Raw genomic sequence first — 18264 nt, forward strand, 5'->3', positions numbered from 1 at the left:
TCGGCGGCTGCTTCAGATGTTTATAAGACACAGCGCCCTGCACCCCGATACGAAGCCTCCCTGCGGTCTGGGGTTGCTTGTCAAGGCATCTTTCCCGCCTTGACAAGCAACCCCAGACCGTCAGCACAATCAAGCTTCGGGGTGCGGGGCCCCACCGCTCCACGGTTTCGGGACGGGACCCCAAACAGACCAGGCGGTCGGGACGGGAGAGAGAAGTCGCGGAAGGCATGAAACGGTGAACCGCATGAACGAGAAGATCACAGCGGCGTTCGAAGACGTCCCGGTGTGCGCGTCGGTAGTCGGCGTCGCGAAGGTGCCGGATTTCCTGACCGCCGCGTCGAGGGTAGGGATCCTGGCGTCGGTCCCGGTCGGCCAGTTGCCGAAGATCGTCGCGGCGCTGGCCGGGCGGGAGAAGCTCGTGTTCGTCAACATCGATTCGTGCCCCGGCCTCGCGACCGACCGCGCGGGCGTGGACTTCCTCCAGGAGATCGGGGCGGCCGGGGTGGTCAGCACCCGGGTCGCGCCGATCGAACGGGCGCGGGCGCTGTCGATGCTGACGATGCACAAGGTGTTCGTCACCGACCGCTCGAACCTCAACCGGAGCCTGGAGGCGGTCAAGCGCAGCGGCCCCGACCTGGTGGAGCTGATGCCGGCCCCGATCATCCCGTGGATGTCGGAGTCGGCGCGGGAGGTCATGTCGCCGTTCGTCGCGGCCGGTTTCGTCACCGACCGGGACGGCGTGGCGCATTCGTTGGCGATGGGCGCGGCGGCCGCCGCGTCCTCCGATCCGGGGCTGTGGTCGCTGACCCGGTCCCGGCTGCGTACAGGAGAAGAATGAGTTTCGTAGTGGTGGCCCGGTATGTGACCGCGGAGCGGGACCGGGTCGTCGAACTGCTCGGCCCGATGGCGGAGGCGTCGCGGCGCGAGCCCGGCTGCCGGCGGTACACCGTCCACACGGGAATCGAGGACGGGGTCGTGGTGATCGTCGAGGAGTACGACAGCGAGGCGGACTTCACCGCGCACTGCGCGTCGGAGCATTTCACGCGGATCGTGCTCGGCGAGGTCGTTCCGTTGCTGTCCGAACGGCTCGTCACCCGCTGCGTCCCGGTCGGTGCGTGATGGAGGTTCGCGGCGCGGTCCTGCGCGAGGTCGGGAAGCCGCTGGAGATCGAGACGCTGACGCTGGCCCCGCCCGGACCCGGCGAGCTGCTGGTGCGCGTGCGCGCGGCCGGGTTGTGCCATTCGGACCTGTCGGTGATCGACGGCTCACGCCCGCGCCCGGTGCCGATGGTGCTCGGCCACGAGGCGGCCGGTGAAGTCGTCGAAGCCGGACCGGGCAGCGATTTCCAGCCCGGCGAGCACGTAGTCCTGACGTTCGTGCCCTCCTGCGGCGACTGTGCCCCGTGCACGGCAGGCCGCCCCGCGCTGTGCGGTCCCGCCGCGGCCGCGAACCGCGAGGGCACGCTGCTGGGCGGGGACGTCCGGTGGTCGTCTCCGGTCGGGAATCCGTTGCACCACCTCGGAGTTTCCGCGTTCGCCTCGCACGTGGTCGTGTCCGACCGGTCGGCGGTGCGGATCGACAAGGCGCTGCCGTTCGAGATCGCGGCGCTGTTCGGCTGTGCGGTGCTGACCGGCGCGGGCGCGGTGTTCAACGCCGCGGACGTGCGCCCCGGGGACAGCGTGGCAGTGTTCGGCCTCGGCGGAGTCGGCCTATCTGCGCTGCTCGGCGCGAAGGCCGCCGGCGCCAGCACTCTGCTCGCGATCGATCCGGTGCCGAGCAAGCGGGAGCTGGCGCGTTCGCTGGGAGCCACGGTGCTGACCGGTGACGTCGCGGAGATCCGCGAGCTGACCGGCGGCGGGGTGGATTACGCCGTCGACACCACCGGTGTGGTCGCCGCCCTGAGCCAGGCGTACGAAGCGACCCGGCCGGGCGGGACGACGGTGACCGTGGGCCTGCCGGACCCGTCGGCCGGGCTCACCTTGCCCGCGCAAAGCCTGGTAGCGGAGGAAAAAACCCTGCGGGGAAGCTACCTGGGCTCGTGCGTGCCGCGGCGGGACGTGCCTCGGTTCATCGCGCTGTTCCAGGCTGGGTTGCTGCCGGTGGAAGCGTTGCTGACGCATTCGATCGAACTGGAGGACATCAACGCGGGGTTCGCCCGGCTGCGGGACGGGGACGCGGTCCGCCAGGTGATCGCTTTCTGAACCCGCGCCCGGACGGTTCTCGCTTCAGGTGACCGCCGGTTGCCGCGCGGGCGGAGATCAACGCGGGTGCTGGACGGGGCGCGGCCCGTCAGGCGATCGCCTTCTGGCGCCGCGCCCCTCGAACCCCGCCTACGAGTTGCCCCGCAGCGAAGCAGTCGCGATGGTGGCCGCGTCGATGGCGGTCTCCGCGGCTTGGGTGGACGAGCTGGAGTCGAGCTCAGTGAGCGACTCCTTGTTCAGCGCGTGCACGGCCCACTCGTACGTGTGGTTCGTCGTGCACGGCCCCTGATAGCCGAAGAAGTTCGCGCTGCCGCGGTAGTAGGCCTGCCGCGACCCGGCGGGAACGGCCGGCTGATACGCGTGGTCGACGTTCTGCGGCAGCTCGGCGGTGGCGGCCGGGATGTCGTAGATGACCCAGTGGATGATGCCGTTGTCGAGGTCGTGCATGACGACCGCGTAGCTCTTGGCCTGCTCCGGCGCCCCGGACCAGGCCAGCGGCGGCGACTCGTCCTTCTTTTCAGGGTCGCCGTCGCCGCTGCTGGCGCAGTCGTGGACCTTCGGAATCATCCCGCCGTCGGCGAAGGCGGTGCTGGAGAGGGCGAAGGCGTCGTGTCGGGGTTTCGCCGACGCGGCGGCGGGGCTGAAACTCGCGGCGCAGAGGACGAGCAGGGCGAAGAGAGCGATTCTGGTGCGTCTCACTGGAGGCTCCCGAGGCTGCTGGTGGTCTCGTGTCCTTTCGTGGGGAGAGTGTGCGCCGGAACCGGCGGGGACCGTCGCGCCAGCGGCAGTGAGTACCACGTTTCCCGCCAAGAGTGACATCCGCCGCGGCAGCAGGGCGCGGAAGTGAGCGAAACCCGGGGCGGCTCGGCCACCAGGACTTGACCGGGGTGGCACGCGCGGCGTTCGGCACGCGCGAACTGATGTCGGTGCGGAGGCTGCGGGGCGGTTCGAAAAGGGCGTCTACCGGTTGTTCCTGGACAACCGGCGGCACGCTGGACCTCGCCGGGCGGCAACGCTGGACGTCGTGGACCAGAACATCGCCTGCGCGCTCAGCCAGCTCGGCTGATTGGCACCCGGCGCAGACTTCGTTGTGGCGCGCCACAATCCGGCCGGTCGCCGCCCCTCGCGCGGGTATCGTGGGACGACCGGCGGATCCCGGTAGCCGACGTTCGAACAAGAACAACCAAGCGGAGGACAGCGTGCCGGTGGCGACCTCGGCCGCGGCCGCGCGCTCGTTCGGCGGCGGCGAATGGTGGCACGCAAGCCGGGTCGCGGCGGGGTTGCTGATTCCGGGGCTGGCGCTGCTCGCGGCGGGGCGTCCGGATCTGATCATTTTCGCCGCGTTCGGTTCGTTCGCCGGGATGTACGGCCGCGCCGAGACGCGGGCTCTTCGCTTCCGGCACCAGCTCCAGGCGGGCGCGGTGCTGTTGAGCGGGGTCTCGCTGGGTGTCCTCCTGTCAGCGTCTCACGCACCGGCCTGGTTGCTGGTGGTCACCGAAGCGGCGTTCTCGTTCGGCTGTGCGCTGGTGACGAATCGGCTGGACTTGAGTCCGCGCGGGCCGTTCTTCGGGATTTTCGCGCTCGGTGCGATCGCGTTGGTGCCTGCCGGGCGGGTCGGGCCGTGGGCGGGAATCGCGTTGTGTGCGGGCACAATCGCCGGGTGTGTCCTTATTGGACTGACTGGTCCGGAGCGTTCGGCCGCACCGGCAACGCCGGGGTGCGCGCCGGGTTGCGGTGCGGCGTGCGCGGTTGTGCACGCGGCTCGGTACGCGTTGGCGATCGCTGCCGCGGGCGCGGTCGGGCTGCTGCTCGGCGTGGACCACGCGAACTGGGCGATGGCCTCGGCGGCGGTTCCGCTGGCGGCGGCCGATCCGCGCAGCCGGTTGCATCCGGGACTGCGCAGCGTGCTGGACCGCAGCGCGCACCGGGTCCTCGGAACACTGGCCGGGCTGGTCGTCACGGCTTTGCTGCTGTTGCCGGGGTTCGGGGCCGCGCCGCTTGCGTTGGCGGTGATCGTGCTGCTGTTCCCGACGGAGTTGTTCATGTCCCGCCACTACGGAATCGCGCTGGGGTTCTTCACACCGCTGATCCTGGTGATGACGGAGCTAGCCGCGCCTGCCGCGCCGGAGACGTTGCTGACGGCGCGGGTGGCGGACACGCTCGTCGGCGTCGCGGCCGGCATCGGGGCAGCGGTGCTGGTCCGTGCCCCGTGCCGAACCGCCGGTCTCACGCGGAGCGTTCGACCGTGACCTTCAGATGCTTCATCAGCGGCTGATCGCTCTGCGTGCTGTAGTCGCCGATCGCGCACAGCACGTTCATCTCCGGCATGTACCCGGCCGCGCAGCCGCGCGGGATGTCGTACGGAATCGCCCGGTAGCGCCGCACCGAACGCGTCGTGCCGTCCTTCGCGGTGGCGGTGATGTCGACCTCGTCGAACTCGCCCAGACCTCGGTCGCGCATGTCTTCGGCGTTGAGGAACACCAGCGTGCGGAGGTTTTTGATGCCGCGGTACCGGTCGTCGTCGGAATAGATCGTCGTGTTCCACTGGTCGTGCGAGCGCATCGTGCCCAGCGCGAGCGTGCCGGCGGCGGGGACGACGTCCGGCAGGTCCGCGGTCGAGAACTCGGCGCGTTCGGACGGCGTGTGGAAGACCCGTTCGCGCGCGGCCTGGTGGATGCGGAAGCCGAGCGGTTCGCGGACGCGGGTGTTGAAATCCTCGAAACCGTCCAGCACCCGCGCCATCGTGTCGCGGATCCGGTTGTAGTCGCCGACGTAGTCCGCCCACGGCGTCGCGCTCTCCGGCAGCGTCGCGCTCGCCATCCCGGCGATGATCGCGGGTTCGGACAGCAGGTGCGGCGAGGCCGGCTTCTTCATCCCCGTCGACAAATGGACCATGCTCATCGCGTCCTCGACCGACGTCGACTGCAGCCCGGCGGTCTGGAAGTCCTTTTCGGTCCGGCCGAGGCAGGGCAGGATCAGCGCCTGTTTGCCGTGTTCGAGGTGGCTGCGGTTGAGCTTCGTGCTGACCTGCACGGTCAGCTCGCATTTGCGCAACGCCGCGAAGGTGTAGGGAGTGTCGGGCGCGGCGAGCGCGAAGTTGCCGCCCATGCCGACGAACACCCGCACGTCGCCGCGGTGCATCGCCTCGATCGTGCCGACCGTGTCGAGCCCGTGGTGGCGCGGCGGGTCGATGCCGCAGACCCGCGCGAGCTTGTCGAGGAACTCCGGCGCCGGGCGGTGGTCGATGCCGCAGGTGCGGTTGCCCTGCACGTTGCTGTGCCCGCGCACCGGCGACGGCCCGGTGCCGGGGCGGCCGATGTTTCCGCGCAGCAGCAACAGGTTCACGATCTCGCGGACGGTGTCGACGCCGTGCTCATGCTGCGTCACGCCGAGGCACCAGCTGATGACCGACCGGTCGGCGTCGCGGTAGATCTTCGCCGCCGCCCGGATTTCGGCCTCGGACAGCCCGGACTGCCGTTCCAGGTCCGCCCAGGGCGTGGTTTCGCAGACTACGCGGTACTTCTCGACGCCGGAGGTGTAAGTCTCCAGGAAATCCGAGTCGATCGCCGCAGGATCGGTTTCCGCCATCTCGAGCAGGGCCTTCGCCATGCCTCGGATGAAGGCGAGATCGCCGCCGATGCGCGGCTGCAGGTTGAGCGTGGACGTCGGGGTGGCGCGGAAAGTGGCCATCCGGGCGAAGTCGTGCGGGATGATCGTGCGCGTCGCCCCGGCCTCGACCAGCGGGTTGATGTGCACGATCTGCGCGCCGCGCCGGTGTGCCTCGGCGAGCGCGGTGAGCATCCGGGGCGCGTTCGACGCCGCGTTGACGCCCATGATGAAGAGTGCGTCGGCGGCTTCCCAGTCGTGGATGTCCGCGGTGCCCTTGCCGGTGCCGATGGCGGCCTGCAGCGCGCGGCCGCTCGCCTCGTGGCACATGTTCGAGCAGTCCGGCAGGTTGTTCGTGCCGAACTCGCGCGCCCACAGCTGGTACAGGAACGTCGCCTCGTTGCCCAGCCGTCCGGAGGTGTAGAACGCCGCCTGGTCGGGGGAGTCGAGGCCGCGCAGCGTGTCGCCGACCAGCTGGAACGCCTTGTCCCACGAGATCGGGACATACCGGTCGGTCTTCTCGTCGTACCGCAGCGGTTCGGTGAGCCTGCCCTGCGCCTCCAGCGCGGTGTCGCTCCAACCGTCCAGTTCGGACACCGTGTGCGCGGCGAAGAATTCCGCGCCGACGCGTTTCCGCGTCATCTCCCAGGTGACGTGCTTGATCCCGTTTTCGCAAATGTCGAGATGCAGGCCCTTGGTGTCGTCCGGCCACGCGCAGCCCGGGCAGTCGAACCCGCCGTTCTCGTGGTTCATCTTCACGATCGCGCGCGGCCCGGCGAGAAGTTCCCGTTCCCGGACGAGGAACTGCGTCACGCTTTTCGCCGCGCCCCAGCCCGCGGCCGGATGGTGGTAAGGCTTGAACTCCGGCTGGTCCTCGCGCTGCTCGTCCACCGTAACCCTCTCGGCCCGAATCTGTGCTTCTCTTCTCTGATTCAAGCACAGCGGACCGTGCGGGGCATCCGGGCGGAGAATGCGAACAGCGCCATTGTGGGCGCCGACAAACATTTCTGTAGCGGCCCACAAAATGCGCGGTAAATCGTCGCGCGTTTCCGGTCGGGGGAAATCCGCGCGGGCGGCCGGTCCGGGGCGCGGGTACGATCCCGGACGTGGCCGACCGGGAGGAAAACGCTGTGCGGACCGCCGCCCTGACCGAACTCGTCGCCTGGGCCGACGCACGGCTGCCCCGGCTGATCGACGACGTCTGCGCGGCCAGCTGCGAGCGGATCGGGATGTACCGGGACGAGAAGATCGTCCCGCGCGCCGACCTGCACCGCTCGATCGCGGTGAACCTCCGGTTCATGGTCGACGCGCTGGGCGGCGCCGAGGCCCCGGACCAGCGCGCGCCCAAGGAGACCGGCCGGCGGCGGGCGCACCAGGGCGCGCCGCTGCCCGAGGTGCTGCAGGTGTACCGGATCGCCTGCGCGATGCTGTGGGACCTGCTGGTCGGCCGCGCCCGCGCGACGGGAAGCACCGATGTGCTGATCGACGTCGCGAGCCTGTTGTGGCAGGTCACCGACGAGCACGCGGTCCGGGTGACCGAGGCGTACCGGGCGGCGAGCGCGGAACTGCTGGTCGCGCAGCAGCGGCGGCGGTCCGCGCTGGCCGAGGTGCTGCTGACCGGCGCGCGCGGATCCGATTCCGGGCCGTGGGAGGCGGGACGGCTGCTCGGCCTGTCGCTGGACGGGAAGCTGACCGTGGTCGCCGCCGAGACGCGCGGGCTGGCCGAGGAGAGCCTGGTCGGCATCGAACGGCGGCTCGGGCAGCTCGGCATCGTGTCGGCATGGCATCTCTCGCCGACGCTGCAGGCCGGCGTAGTCTCGCTGCGCGAGGAGCAGTACGACGCGATGCTCGCCCTGCTGCGCGAGCTGGCGCTGGCCCGCACCGGCGTCAGCCCGCTGTTTCGCTCCCTGACCGAAACCCCGCGCGCGGTCCACCTGGCGCGGACCGCGCTGTCCGGCATCCCGCCGGAGCGCGGCGAGGTCCGCGCGTTCGATCCGAGCCCGCTGGCGGCGTTCGTCGCCTACGACCCGGACGAGGGCCGCCGGCTGGGGGAGCAGGTCTTCGGGGCGGTGCTGGAACTGCCCGCCGAGGAACGCGACGTGCTGCTGGAGACGCTGGACGCGTACTTCGCGCACGGCGGTTCGTCCGAACGCGCGGGGCAGGTGCTGCACTGCCATGCGAACACGGTCCGGTACCGGTTGCGCCGGATCCGGGAACTCACCGACCGGACGCTGACCGATCCGCGGGACCTGGCCGAACTGGTCACCGCGATGCAGGCGCTGCGAGTCGATTCGGCTCGCTCGATCGATTCTTTGGGGAGCTGACGATGTCCGAAGAGTGGTACTACAACACGCGCACGAACGAGGTCGAACGCGGCCGCCAGTCGCGCGGCGTCGACCGGCTCGGCCCGTACCCGGACGAGGCCACCGCCCGGCGCGCGCTGGAACTGGCGCGGGAGCGCACGGCGGCGGAGGACCAGTCCGACGCGGAGTGGGACAACCCGCAGTGACGTCTCCGGATTTCCGCGGCGCGTCGACGGCCGGCGAGGCGATGCTCCGGGCCCCGAAGGTGCTCGACGCGTCGGCGACCGTCGGTGAGGTGCGGGGGCTGTTCGAGGATGATCATGTGCATGCCGCGCTGGTCGTTTCCGGGGAGACGCTGCTGAGCGTCGTGGAACGGCCGGATCTCGACGGGCTGGCGGAGGCGCTTCCGGCGTATCGGGCGGGGCGGTTGTCTGGTCGGGTCGTTGGCCCGGACGCGGATCTGTATTCGACGTGGCTGGGGATGTCCCGTCGGCGACTGGCTGTGGTGGATAGGTGCGGGAAGCTGCTGGGGCTGCTGTGTTTGAAGCGCAGCGGCCGCGGGTTTTGTTCGGACGCCGATGTGGCGGCCCGGGCGAGGGATCTGGAGAGCGGTTGCCGGGGCGGCCCGTCGCGGACCGCCCCGGTCAGGGTCAGCGCCAGTCCACTTTGAACACCCATGCGTGCTTCCCCGCCGCCCGCGCGGCTGCGGGAACGTCGATCACCAGGCGGCCGTCGTTCTGACTCCAGTGCAGCGGGCCGCCGTAGCCGAGCATCGACACGCGGTCGCCGCGGCGGATCGGGATCGGGGCGTCGACCACGAGCTGCGACCCAGGTGCGACGAGCGACATGAGGTAGAAAGCCGAACCGGGCTGGACCGTGAACCGCAGGTCGCCGAGCTGGGCCATGCGCGACCAGTAAGTCGTGCCGTAGATCGCTTCCCCGTTGGTGCGCAGCCAAGCCCCGGTCTCGCGCAGCCGCTGCTGCATGACGGCGGGGATGGCGCCGTCGAAATCCGGGCCGATGTCCAGCAGGAAGTTGCCGTTCTTCGACACGACGTCGACCAGCGTGTGCACCACATCGTCGGTGGTCATGTACTTGTCGTCCGGCGTCGCGCGGTTGTAGCCGTACGAGTACGGGTCCAGTCCCCGGCTTGACTCCCATTTCGCGACGACAGTGTTCGGGTACGTCGTGTACTCGGGCGTCGTGAAGTCGTGGTCCGGGATGCCGCCGCGGTCGTTGTACGTGACGTCCTTGGGGCGACGCCGGTTCTTGGCCCGGTTGAAATACTCGGTGAGCACGTCGCGGCTGTCGTTCACACCCCCGATGTCGAACCAGAGCACGTCCGGGTCGAAGCCGGAGATCAGCTCCAGCACCTGCGGCGCCTGAAGGTCCTTCACGAAATCGCGGCCGGCGGTGTAGCCGGTGTACGGCACCGGAGCGCCGGTGTAGGGGTTGCGCGGCGCGTGGCCCATCCACGGGTTGTCCGGGTTGAACCACTCCGGCAGCGAGAAATACAGACCGTTGCGCAGACCGGGCGTGTACTTGCGCGAGGCGGCGAACAGATCGGCGACGAGATCCCGGCGCGGGCCGAGCTTCTTCGCGTTGCGGCCGCTGACTTTGGTGTCCCACAAGGCAAAACCGTCGTGGTGCTTGGACGTGAGCACGTAATATTGCGCGCCCGCGTCCTCGATCAGCTGCACCCATGAACGCGGATCGAACCGCGCGGCGGTGAATTTCGGGATGAAGTCGTCGTAGACGAACGACTCGCCGTAGGTCTTCGCGTGGTAGGCGTAGGTGGGGCCATTGGGATCTTGCTGGTTGTTCCAGTACCACTCGGCGTACTGCTGCCCGACCGGAGCCCACGCGGGCACCGAGTACACGCCCCAGTGGATGAAGATCCCGAATTTGGCGTCGCAGAACCAATACGGCGCGCGATGCGTGGACAGCGACGCGTCGGTGGGCCGGAAGTCCGGGATGCCGAGCGGCACCGGCAGGGTCTGGGTGGCGATGGTCGAACGGTCGGCGAGCACGCGGATCCGGCCGGTCGCGGGGGTTCCGGCGGGCAGGCCGCGGTCGGGGGTGAGGCCGAGCCGCACGGTGGTCTGTTCGCCCGGCGCGAGGCGCGGAATCGGCGCGGGAGTGCGGACCCGGCCGCCGGGGACGTCGAGCGTGACGGTGATCCGGTCGCGCGTTTCGAGCCAGACGGTGCCGGTGTTGACGATCGTCGCCTCGACAGCTTGCGGACCGCCGTCTTGCAGCAGGTTGGCGGTGGCGCGGGCGTCGAGGACGGTGGCCGAACGACCCTGCGCGATCGGTTGCAGCGTCAGCGCGAACACGTGCAGGCTCGGCACATTCGCGGCGGGCGGGGCGGTCTTGGGCAGGGTCAGGGCGACCGCTTCGCGTGCCGGGTCGATCCAGACCTGCGCGGTGCTGATCGACACCGGGTTCTGGTCGGTGACGCCGCCCGGGCCGTACCGGAAGGTCGAGACGACGGCGCCGCCGGAGCCCCACCAGTCGGAGCCGGACAGGGTGGCGGTGCTGGTGCTGCCGTCGGCGTAGTGGACGGTCGCGTCGCCTCCGGTGCTGCCGTAGCTGCACGCGACGAGGAACGCGGCTCCGTAGTACCGGCCCTTCGGCAGGTCGATGCGCTGGCCCAGCGCGATGACGTTGTTCTTGGCTCCGGCGGCGGCCGAGCCGAGCAGATAGGGCACGCCGCCTGCGGTGACGGTGCTGCCCGCGGGAATCTGCTCCGCCGGGAAGGTGTAGCCGGAGCCGTCGAAGTTCCCGTCGTGCGCGCTCGCGGAGTCGATGCCGTCGTTGTCGAACCACGCGTCGAGAGGGACGGGGACGGGCGGAGGCGGCGGCACGACCGGGGTGCCAGCGCCGTCTGTGACCACCGGCTGCGCAGGCCCGCTCGCGGCCGCCGCGGTGCCCGCTGTGCCGAGCAGCACCGCGCCGCCGAGTGCCATGCCGAGTGCGTGCCGACGAGGAAAGGTCGTCATGGAACCTCCACGGTGAAGTCCAGTGGTCCGATGCCTAGCGGGGAATTTCTCGATCTTCTGGGGAATCGGGGCGAGCGAGTGGCCGATACATCTGATGAATCATCGTCGGCGCGCACCGAGGTGCTGTCAAGGAGATCCCGCTCAGCGGAGCAGTGCGAAGGCGGGACGTGCTTCGGTCTCGTCCGGGCGCCGCGCCGCGGAACGGAAACCGTGATTCGTCGTGCGGATTCGAATGGGCGGCGCGCCACCTGATTCGCGGACCACGAATTCGTTGGCCAATGACATCGTTCGTGAATCGGGCTCGCCGAACAGGCCCTTTTCGGCGGCGGCCGGAACCAATTCGGCGGGCCGGCGGCCGCGACCGACACCCTGCCGTGGATGCCGAGGCCGTCCGGGGAGGGCGCGGCGGGCGGATCCGTGGTCGACTGTCGGGTTATGACCGACCTGATCTTCACCGGCGGCCCGATCCTGACCGCCGACGGCGGGCGGCCCGAGGCCGAGGCGATCGCGGTCCGGGACGGGATCATCACCGCCGTCGGGGACCGCGACGAGGTCGTGGCGCGCCGCACGCCCGCCACCGAGGTGGTCGACCTGGGCGGCGCGGCGCTGCTGCCCGGTTTCGTCGAGGCCCACGGCCATCCCACGCAGATGGCGCTGGCGCTCGCTCCGCCGTCGGTGGACGTGCGGCCCTTCGCGATCCAGGACGGCGCGGCCGTGCTGCGGACCATCGCCGACACCGCCGCCGGGGCGCGACCGGGCGTGCCGCTGCTCTTCTACGGCATCGACGTCCTGCTCCAGCCCGGGCTGGAACTGCCGACCGCCGACGTGCTGGACCGGCTCGCCCCGCGCAATCCCGTGGTGGTCGTCGCGAACAGCGGCCACGCCGCCTACGGAAACCACGCCGCGCTCGCCGCCGCGGGCCTCGCCCGCGACACCCCCGACCCGCCCGGCGCGTCCTTCGTCCGCGACGATTCCGGCGACCTCACCGGCGAGGTTCTCGAAGCCGCCGCGATCCAGCGGCTGGGCGGCCCCGCCGTCGAGGCCATCGCCAAGAACCTGCCGGCCAACCTCGCCTGGGCCTTCCGCCAGCACGCCGCCGCGGGAACCACGACGGTCAGCGAACTCGCGTATTCTGCAGGACAACAGCAACTGCTGTCCGCCGCCGGCCCCGACGCGCTGGTCCGGCTGCGCGCGTACGAAATGGCCACGCTCGACCTCGCCCGCGACCCCGCTCGCCGCAGTGGACCGTGGCCCGCCGACACCGACCTGTTCGGCCAGATCGGCATGAAAATCTGGGCCGACGGGTCGCCGTGGCAGGGCAACATCAAAACCACCTTCGGCTACCTCGACACCGACGCCACTCGCCGGATGGGTCTCGAACCGCACCACCACGGCGGCGCGAACTGGACCGCAGACCAGCTCCGCGAACTCGCTGTTTCCTTTGTCGGACAAGGGTTCCAAGTCGCCTGCCACGTGCACGGCGACGGTGCCGTCGACGACGTCCTGGACGCCTACGAAGCCGCCCTCGCCGCGCATCCCGGCGATTGGCGGCTGCGGCTGGAACACGCCGGCGCCATGCGTCCCGACCAGTTCCAGCGAGCCGCGAAGCTCGGCGTCACCGTCAGCCTGTTCATCGAGCACCTGCACTACTGGGGCGACGTGCTCCTCGACGACCTCTTCGGCCCCGACCACGGCGGCCACTGGATGGCGGCCCAATCCGCGCTCGACGCCGGGCTGCGCGTGTCCTTCCACAACGACGGCACCGTCACGCCGCCCAGCCCGCTCGGCAACATCGCCACCGCCGTCACCCGCACCGCCCGCGGCTCCGGTCGCGTGCTGGCCCCTTCGCAGCGCGTCACCGTCGAGGCGGCCATCAGGGCGCAGACCATCGACGCCGCCTGGCAGCTCCACCTCGACCGGCACGTCGGCAGCCTCGCTGAGGGAAAGGCCGCTGACCTGGTGATCCTCGCCGGCAACCCGCACGACACCGACCCGTCCGCGATCCGCGACATCCCGGTCCAGGCCACCTACCTGAACGGACGCCGCACGCACGGATGAGAGCCGATGTCGAAATCCCGCGACCAGGTTCGTACCTCGGGATGACCAGCCATCCGAGGGCAAGGAGCACCCGATCATGACCGAACTCCACGAGGAATTCACCGCGACCCTGCGCAAGAGCCCGGCCAAGGGCGGCCACACCTACCTGGTCTGGCCCGGCTCGGCGGAGTTCTTCGGCACCCACGGCCTGGTGAAGGTCCGCGGAACCGTCGATGGCGAGCCGTTCCGCAGCTCGTTCATGGCGCTGGGCGACGGCACCCACAAACTCCCGGTCAACGCCGGACTCCGGAAGGCGATCGGCAAGGAGGCCGGCGACACGGTGACCGTCGTCCTGCTGGAACGCCTCGCCCGCTGAGCTCTCGGACGCCCGGGAATGATGCCGGGTAGTTGAACGTTTGACGATGCGTGAAGAAGATTGGCTTCCTCTCGTTCGGCCACTGGTCGGCGAGCGCGCACTCCGAGACCCGGTCGGCCTCCGACTTCCTGCACCAGTCGATCGACCTGGCGGTCGCGGCGGAGGAGCTGGGCGTCGACGGCGCGTACTTCCGCGTGCACCACTTCGCGCGCCAGGCGGGCAGCCCGTTCCCGCTGCTCGCGGCCATCGGCGCGCGCACGTCGAAGATCGAAATCGGCACCGGCGTGATCGACATGCGCTACGAGAACCCGCTGTACATGGTGGAGGACGCGGGCGCGGCCGACCTCATCTCGCGGGGCAGGCTCCAGCTGGGCGTCAGCCGGGGATCCCCCGAGCAGGTCATCGACGGCTGGCGCTACTTCGGCTACGCCCCCGCCGACGGCGAGACCGAGGCGGACATGGCCCGCGACCGCGTCGAGGTGTTCCTGAAACTGCTCGAAGGCGAAGGCTTCGCCCAGCCGAACCCGCGCCCGATGTTCGCCAACCCGCCCGGCCTGCTCCGCCTGGAACCGCACTCCGAAGGCCTGCGCGACCGCATCTGGTGGGGTTCGGGCTCGAACGCGACCGCGGTCTGGGCGGCGAAGCTGGGCATGAACCTGCAAAGCTCCACGCTGAAGGACGACGAGACCGGCGAACCGCTGCACGTCCAGCAGCGCAAGCAGATCGAGGCCTACCGCGAAGCGTGGAAGGAAGCAGGCCACGAACGCGAGCCGAGGGTCTCGGTGAGCCGCAGCATCTTCGCGCTGACCAACGACCTGGACCGCGCGTACTTCGGCCGCGATCGCAACTCGCGCGACCAGATCGGCATGATCGACGAAAACACCCGAGCCATCTTCGGCCGCTCGTACGCGGCCGAGCCGGACGAGCTGGTGCGGGAACTGAAGGAAGACGAGGCGGTGCAGGCCGCGGACGCGCTGCTGTTGACTGTGCCGAACCAGCTGGGCGTGGACTACAACGCCCATGTGCTGGAGAGCATCCTGACCCACGTCGCTCCGGAGCTGGGCTGGCGCTGAGCGCGGACCGAAAGAGGGGACGGCAGCTGCCGTCCCCTCTTTGCGCACGTCGCGTCGGCGATTCGGCCAGCCCGTGCCGAGTCCGTCGGCCGGTCCCGCTAGCATCACTGAGTTTTCAGCGGGGCGGGACATAAGGGGCGGAATGGGCACGGGGACGTTGAGCGGGCCTGTGCGGCCCTCGCAGTCGTCAGGGGAGCGAAGACCGGCGTTCCGGCCGGACATCCAGGCGTTGCGCGCCGTGGCGGTCGGACTGGTCGTGCTGAACCATCTCTGGCCCCAGCGGTTGACCGGCGGTTACGTCGGCGTCGACGTCTTCTTCGTCATTTCCGGCTTCCTGATCACTTCGCATCTGGTCCGCGAGGTCGCGAGCACCGGGCGGATCCGGCTCGCGAAGTTCTACGCCCGCCGCGTGCGCCGCCTGCTCCCCGCGGCGTTTCTCGTCCTGGCCTTCGTCATCGTCGCCGCGTACTTCCTGATGCCCTATCCGCGCTGGGAGTCCAACGCGCAGGAAGTCGTCGCGAGCGCGCTCTACTGGGAAAACTGGCTGCTGGCCGCGCATTCCGTCGACTACTCGCATTTCACCCAGTCGGCGAGCCTGTCCCAGCACTACTGGTCGCTCTCGGTCGAGGAGCAGTTCTACCTGTTCTGGCCGCTGCTTCTCCTGGTGCTGTTCAAGATCCGGGCGCGACGGGCGCGGATCGCCGGTGTCGCGATCGTGGGGGCCGCCTCGCTGGGGTTCAGCATCTGGTTCACCGACGTGTCCAAAAGCCAGGCGTACTTCGTGACGCCGGTGCGGGTGTGGGAGTTCGCGCTCGGCGCGTTGCTGGCCTTCGGCGGCGCGAAATACGTTCTGCCGAAGATCGCCGCGAATCTGTCCGCACTGGCCGGTTTCGCCGCTGTCGCCGTCGCCGCGATGCTGTTCGACGATCAGACCGCATTCCCCGGTGCGACCGCGCTGGTGCCCGCCGTCGGCACCGCGCTGGTCATCTTCGGCGGCAGCCGCGAGGGACGGCAATGGCACACCCCGCTGTCCTCGTCGCCTCCCGTGCAGTGGCTCGGGAATGTCAGCTACTCGCTGTACCTGTGGCATTGGCCGCTGATCATGCTGGCCCCGTTCGCCTTCCCCGGCGCGCTCGTCGCCGGCACACTGACCTGGCAGGTCAAGGCGGGCATCGTGGCCGCGTCCCTGATCGCGGCGTACGCGTCGAAGCGGCTCGTCGAGGACCCGCTCCGGACCTGGCGGCCGTTGAGCCGCACCGCCGGGGCGACCTTCGCCGCCATGGCGGCCGGAATGCTCGTGGTGTGCGCCGCGGCAGGCGGCCTGACCTGGACGTACCAACGGCACGTCGACCAAGCGGCGCGCGACCTGGCCGCCGAGATGACCGGCCCCTGCCACGGCGCGAGGGCGCTGATGGCGGGCAACGCGTGCGCTGACCCGTTCGGCCCGGCCAGGAGCGTCGAGATGGGTCCGGCCAACCGGTACTACACGCCGCCCGCGGACTGCCCGCCGCCGCTGTCGCAGTACTCGGCGAACGACGGCACGAAGACGACCACCAAATGCGATTTCAGCCAAGGCGCGGCCAACCCCACGGTGGTGTGGCTGGCCGGCGATTCGCACGCCCAGCAATGGCAAGGCCCGCTGCTGAGCCTCGCCCGCAAGAACCACTGGCTGATGTACACGAGCTACCTGGGCGGCTGCCCGTTCGCCGGGATCCAAGCCCTGAACTACCACGGCACCGCCCTTGACCGGCGGTGCATGGCCTGGACGAAACAGATGGCCGGCGACATCGCGAAAACGCGGCCCGCGTACGTGTTCACGTCGTTCTACAGCAGGCACGAGCGAGCCGACGACCACAGCGGACGGTCGCAAGCGGAGCAGTACCAGGACGGGCTGAACTCGTACTGGGCGCAGTGGACCGGCACCGGCGCGACGGTGTTCGTGATGGCAGACCCGCCGCTCAACGGACTTGTCCGCGCCACCGACTGCGTAGTGCTGAATCCGGACGACCCTAGGCAATGCGCGGTCGCCCGGTCGGTCGCCCAACCGGCGGACCCGCTGACGGCGGCGGCGAAGGCGAGCACCGACCCGAAGGTCCGGCTGCTCGACCTGACCGACTCCTTCTGCGACCAGCAACGCTGCTATGCGGTGATCGGGAAGGTCAGTGTGTACTACGACGCCGACCATTTGAACCTGGACTACAGCTTGAGCCTGGAGCAGGGCATTGCCGCGGCCGCAGGAATCCCGGATTAGGGGACGGCAAGGAATCGAATAAGTCTCGCGGACAGGCACTGCATTCTTGTCAGCGCGGTAAAAGCACCTTTTTCGCACTCCGCCAATAAAGCGGACTCGTCCTGCCGCGGCGCCGTGTCAACACTTTCGAGCCGGTAATGGCACGAAAGAAGGAGAGCGACGTCCAGCGGTGTATTTCTTCGATCCTCCTCGCACCCCCGCTTCTAGGCTCGCCGCATGACCATTCCTTCCGAGCCCATCGGCAGCATCCCCCGTTCGCCCGAATTGCTCGGCGCCCTTGCCGCGCGGCAAAGCGGGCAGCTCGGCGACGCGGCGTTCGCCTCCGTTCTCGACCGGGCCGTTCGCGAGACCATCGAAAGCCAGGCGGCGATGGGCGCGACCGTGGTCACCGACGGCGAGCAGCGCAAACCCAGCTTCGTCACCTACCCGATCGCGGGCTCTGAGAACCTTTCCGCGGACGGCGTCGTCATCCCGTTCGCCGACGGGCACCAGCGGCAATTGCCGTGCCTGACCTCCGGACCGTTCCGCTACCAGGAACACGCCGAGCGCTATTTGCGGGCCGCCCGGGAGTGCACGAACCTTCCGGTGAAACAGGCGGTGATCGCGCCTTCCGCGCTGTCCCTGCTGTACCCGGCATCCGGAATCGACGGCTATTCGCGCGAGAATTTCCTCGACGACCTGGTCGACGGCGCCGAGGCCGATATCCGCGGATGCCTGGACGCGGGCGCGCACGTTGTCCAGCTGGATTTCACCGAGGGACGCCTGTCGCTGAAGCTCGACCCCAGCGGGCAGGTCCTGCGCGATTTCGTCGAGCTGAACAACCGGGTCCTGGAGAGGTTCAGCGAATCCGAGCGGGCGCGCATCGGCGTCCACACCTGCCCCGGCGGCGACCTCGACTCGACGCACAGCCTCGACGTCGACTACGCCGACCTGCTTCCGGCCCTCTTCCAGCACAATGCCGGCAATTTCTACCTCCAGCTCGCCAGCGAGTCCGATCCGGACCGGGTGTTGCGCGTCGTCGCGGATCAGCTCAGGCCGGGAATCCGGGTGTTCGTCGGGGTGACCGATCCGATCGACCCGCGGGTGGAGACCGCGGAAGAGGTGCGGGACCGCGTGCTGCGTGCGGCCCGGCATATCCCGGTGGAGCAGCTGGGAACCTGCGACGACTGCGGGTTTTCCCCGTTCGCTGACGACCAGTCGACGTCGCGCAGCACCGCGTTCGCCAAGATCCGTTCCCGGCTGGAAGGCACCGCGCTCGCCGCGGACCAGCTCGGAGTCGGTTTTCCCGCGGCCCGCAACAGCCGGGAAGCGCAACGGACCGCCGCTGTCGACTGAGTATCGCGCCGCGTAAGGGAAACCGGCCGGGCGACGGCTACGCAGGGTGGTTCACCGTGCCTGGATCGTGCCAGTCGCGG

The 18264-nt window shown here is 69.7% G+C and carries 15 protein-coding genes; 12 read left to right on the forward strand and 3 right to left on the reverse strand.

From position 1 onward, the window contains the following. Window positions 1-244 precede the first annotated feature (244 nt). The 3 genes from ACFXI3_RS15110 to ACFXI3_RS15120 are packed head-to-tail and all read left to right on the forward strand — an operon-like array spanning window position 245 to window position 2201. Complete coding sequence (locus tag ACFXI3_RS15110; protein WP_344272970.1) at window positions 245-838, forward strand: glycerol-3-phosphate responsive antiterminator; 594 nt, start codon at window positions 245-247, stop codon at window positions 836-838. Beyond that, complete coding sequence (locus tag ACFXI3_RS15115; protein ID WP_378399956.1) at window positions 835-1119, forward strand: putative quinol monooxygenase; 285 nt, start codon at window positions 835-837, stop codon at window positions 1117-1119. Before ACFXI3_RS15110 ends, ACFXI3_RS15115 begins: the two co-directional genes overlap by 4 nt. Beyond that, on the forward strand, window positions 1119-2201 hold the full coding sequence (locus ACFXI3_RS15120) for a zinc-dependent alcohol dehydrogenase family protein (RefSeq protein ID WP_378400054.1): 1083 nt from the start codon (window positions 1119-1121) through the stop codon (window positions 2199-2201). The genes ACFXI3_RS15115 and ACFXI3_RS15120 overlap by 1 nt, the downstream gene beginning before the upstream one ends. A gap of 129 nt (window positions 2202-2330) precedes the next feature. On the opposite strand, the gene ACFXI3_RS15125 is transcribed toward ACFXI3_RS15120, so the two are convergent. After that, window positions 2331-2900 carry a YbhB/YbcL family Raf kinase inhibitor-like protein gene (locus ACFXI3_RS15125; protein ID WP_378399957.1) on the reverse strand — a complete coding sequence of 190 codons (570 nt, stop codon included), beginning with the start codon at window positions 2898-2900 and terminating at the stop codon, window positions 2331-2333. A gap of 500 nt (window positions 2901-3400) precedes the next feature. Between ACFXI3_RS15125 and ACFXI3_RS15130 the strand changes: the two genes are divergently transcribed. After that, on the forward strand, window positions 3401-4450 hold the full coding sequence (locus ACFXI3_RS15130; protein ID WP_378399958.1) for an FUSC family protein: 1050 nt from the start codon (window positions 3401-3403) through the stop codon (window positions 4448-4450). On the opposite strand, the gene ACFXI3_RS15135 is transcribed toward ACFXI3_RS15130, so the two are convergent. Then, window positions 4428-6698: an FdhF/YdeP family oxidoreductase gene (locus tag ACFXI3_RS15135; protein ID WP_378399959.1), complete on the reverse strand. Its 2271-nt coding sequence runs from the start codon at window positions 6696-6698 to the stop codon at window positions 4428-4430. The two genes, ACFXI3_RS15130 and ACFXI3_RS15135, sit on opposite strands and share 23 nt — an antisense overlap. A gap of 215 nt (window positions 6699-6913) precedes the next feature. Here ACFXI3_RS15135 and ACFXI3_RS15140 point away from each other — a divergent pair, with 215 nt between their 5' ends. The 3 genes from ACFXI3_RS15140 to ACFXI3_RS15150 are packed head-to-tail and all read left to right on the forward strand — an operon-like array spanning window position 6914 to window position 8780. Then, a complete protein-coding gene (locus tag ACFXI3_RS15140) occupies window positions 6914-8131 on the forward strand; it encodes a helix-turn-helix domain-containing protein (RefSeq protein ID WP_344272985.1) in 1218 nt (405 codons plus the stop codon). A gap of 2 nt (window positions 8132-8133) precedes the next feature. Continuing rightward, entirely contained in the window at window positions 8134-8316 is a 183-nt protein-coding gene (locus tag ACFXI3_RS15145; protein ID WP_378399960.1) for a hypothetical protein, read from the forward strand. Further along, window positions 8313-8780 (forward strand): hypothetical protein, encoded by a 468-nt coding sequence (locus ACFXI3_RS15150; protein ID WP_378399961.1) that lies wholly within the window; start codon window positions 8313-8315, stop codon window positions 8778-8780. Before ACFXI3_RS15145 ends, ACFXI3_RS15150 begins: the two co-directional genes overlap by 4 nt. On the opposite strand, the gene ACFXI3_RS15155 is transcribed toward ACFXI3_RS15150, so the two are convergent. Then, window positions 8761-11112, reverse strand: coding sequence for an alpha-L-fucosidase (locus ACFXI3_RS15155; RefSeq protein WP_378399962.1), 2352 nt, complete (start codon window positions 11110-11112; stop codon window positions 8761-8763). The genes ACFXI3_RS15150 and ACFXI3_RS15155 overlap by 20 nt on opposite strands. A gap of 435 nt (window positions 11113-11547) precedes the next feature. Between ACFXI3_RS15155 and ACFXI3_RS15160 the strand changes: the two genes are divergently transcribed. From ACFXI3_RS15160 to ACFXI3_RS15180, 5 genes are all read left to right on the forward strand, one after another. After that, window positions 11548-13170: an amidohydrolase gene (locus ACFXI3_RS15160; RefSeq protein WP_378399963.1), complete on the forward strand. Its 1623-nt coding sequence runs from the start codon at window positions 11548-11550 to the stop codon at window positions 13168-13170. 76 nt (window positions 13171-13246) lie between these two features. Then, window positions 13247-13525, forward strand: coding sequence for a DUF1905 domain-containing protein (locus ACFXI3_RS15165; RefSeq protein ID WP_378399964.1), 279 nt, complete (start codon window positions 13247-13249; stop codon window positions 13523-13525). Window positions 13526-13575: 50 nt separating this feature from the next. Next, window positions 13576-14598, forward strand: coding sequence for an LLM class flavin-dependent oxidoreductase (locus tag ACFXI3_RS15170; RefSeq protein ID WP_378399965.1), 1023 nt, complete (start codon window positions 13576-13578; stop codon window positions 14596-14598). A 142-nt stretch (window positions 14599-14740) separates the two neighbouring features. Further along, on the forward strand, window positions 14741-16849 hold the full coding sequence (locus ACFXI3_RS15175; protein WP_378399966.1) for an acyltransferase family protein: 2109 nt from the start codon (window positions 14741-14743) through the stop codon (window positions 16847-16849). 216 nt (window positions 16850-17065) lie between these two features. Then, on the forward strand, window positions 17066-18184 hold the full coding sequence (locus ACFXI3_RS15180) for a cobalamin-independent methionine synthase II family protein (RefSeq protein WP_378399967.1): 1119 nt from the start codon (window positions 17066-17068) through the stop codon (window positions 18182-18184). The last annotated feature ends 80 nt before the right edge of the window (window positions 18185-18264 follow it).

Source organism: Amycolatopsis sp. NPDC059235, assembly GCF_042754125.1.
Lineage (GTDB): Bacteria > Actinomycetota > Actinomycetes > Mycobacteriales > Pseudonocardiaceae > Amycolatopsis > Amycolatopsis albidoflava.

Coding starts and splice junctions, on each gene's coding strand:
- ACFXI3_RS15180 (WP_378399967.1), top strand. CDS start 17,066: ATGACCATTCCTTCCGAGCCCATCGGCAGCATCCCCCGTTCGCCCGAA.
- ACFXI3_RS15160 (WP_378399963.1), top strand. CDS start 11,548: ATGACCGACCTGATCTTCACCGGCGGCCCGATCCTGACCGCCGACGGC.
- ACFXI3_RS15155 (WP_378399962.1), bottom strand. CDS start 11,112: ATGACGACCTTTCCTCGTCGGCACGCACTCGGCATGGCACTCGGCGGC.
- ACFXI3_RS15175 (WP_378399966.1), top strand. CDS start 14,741: ATGGGCACGGGGACGTTGAGCGGGCCTGTGCGGCCCTCGCAGTCGTCA.
- ACFXI3_RS15145 (WP_378399960.1), top strand. CDS start 8,134: ATGTCCGAAGAGTGGTACTACAACACGCGCACGAACGAGGTCGAACGC.
- ACFXI3_RS15115 (WP_378399956.1), top strand. CDS start 835: ATGAGTTTCGTAGTGGTGGCCCGGTATGTGACCGCGGAGCGGGACCGG.
- ACFXI3_RS15110 (WP_344272970.1), top strand. CDS start 245: ATGAACGAGAAGATCACAGCGGCGTTCGAAGACGTCCCGGTGTGCGCG.
- ACFXI3_RS15165 (WP_378399964.1), top strand. CDS start 13,247: ATGACCGAACTCCACGAGGAATTCACCGCGACCCTGCGCAAGAGCCCG.
- ACFXI3_RS15120 (WP_378400054.1), top strand. CDS start 1,119: ATGGAGGTTCGCGGCGCGGTCCTGCGCGAGGTCGGGAAGCCGCTGGAG.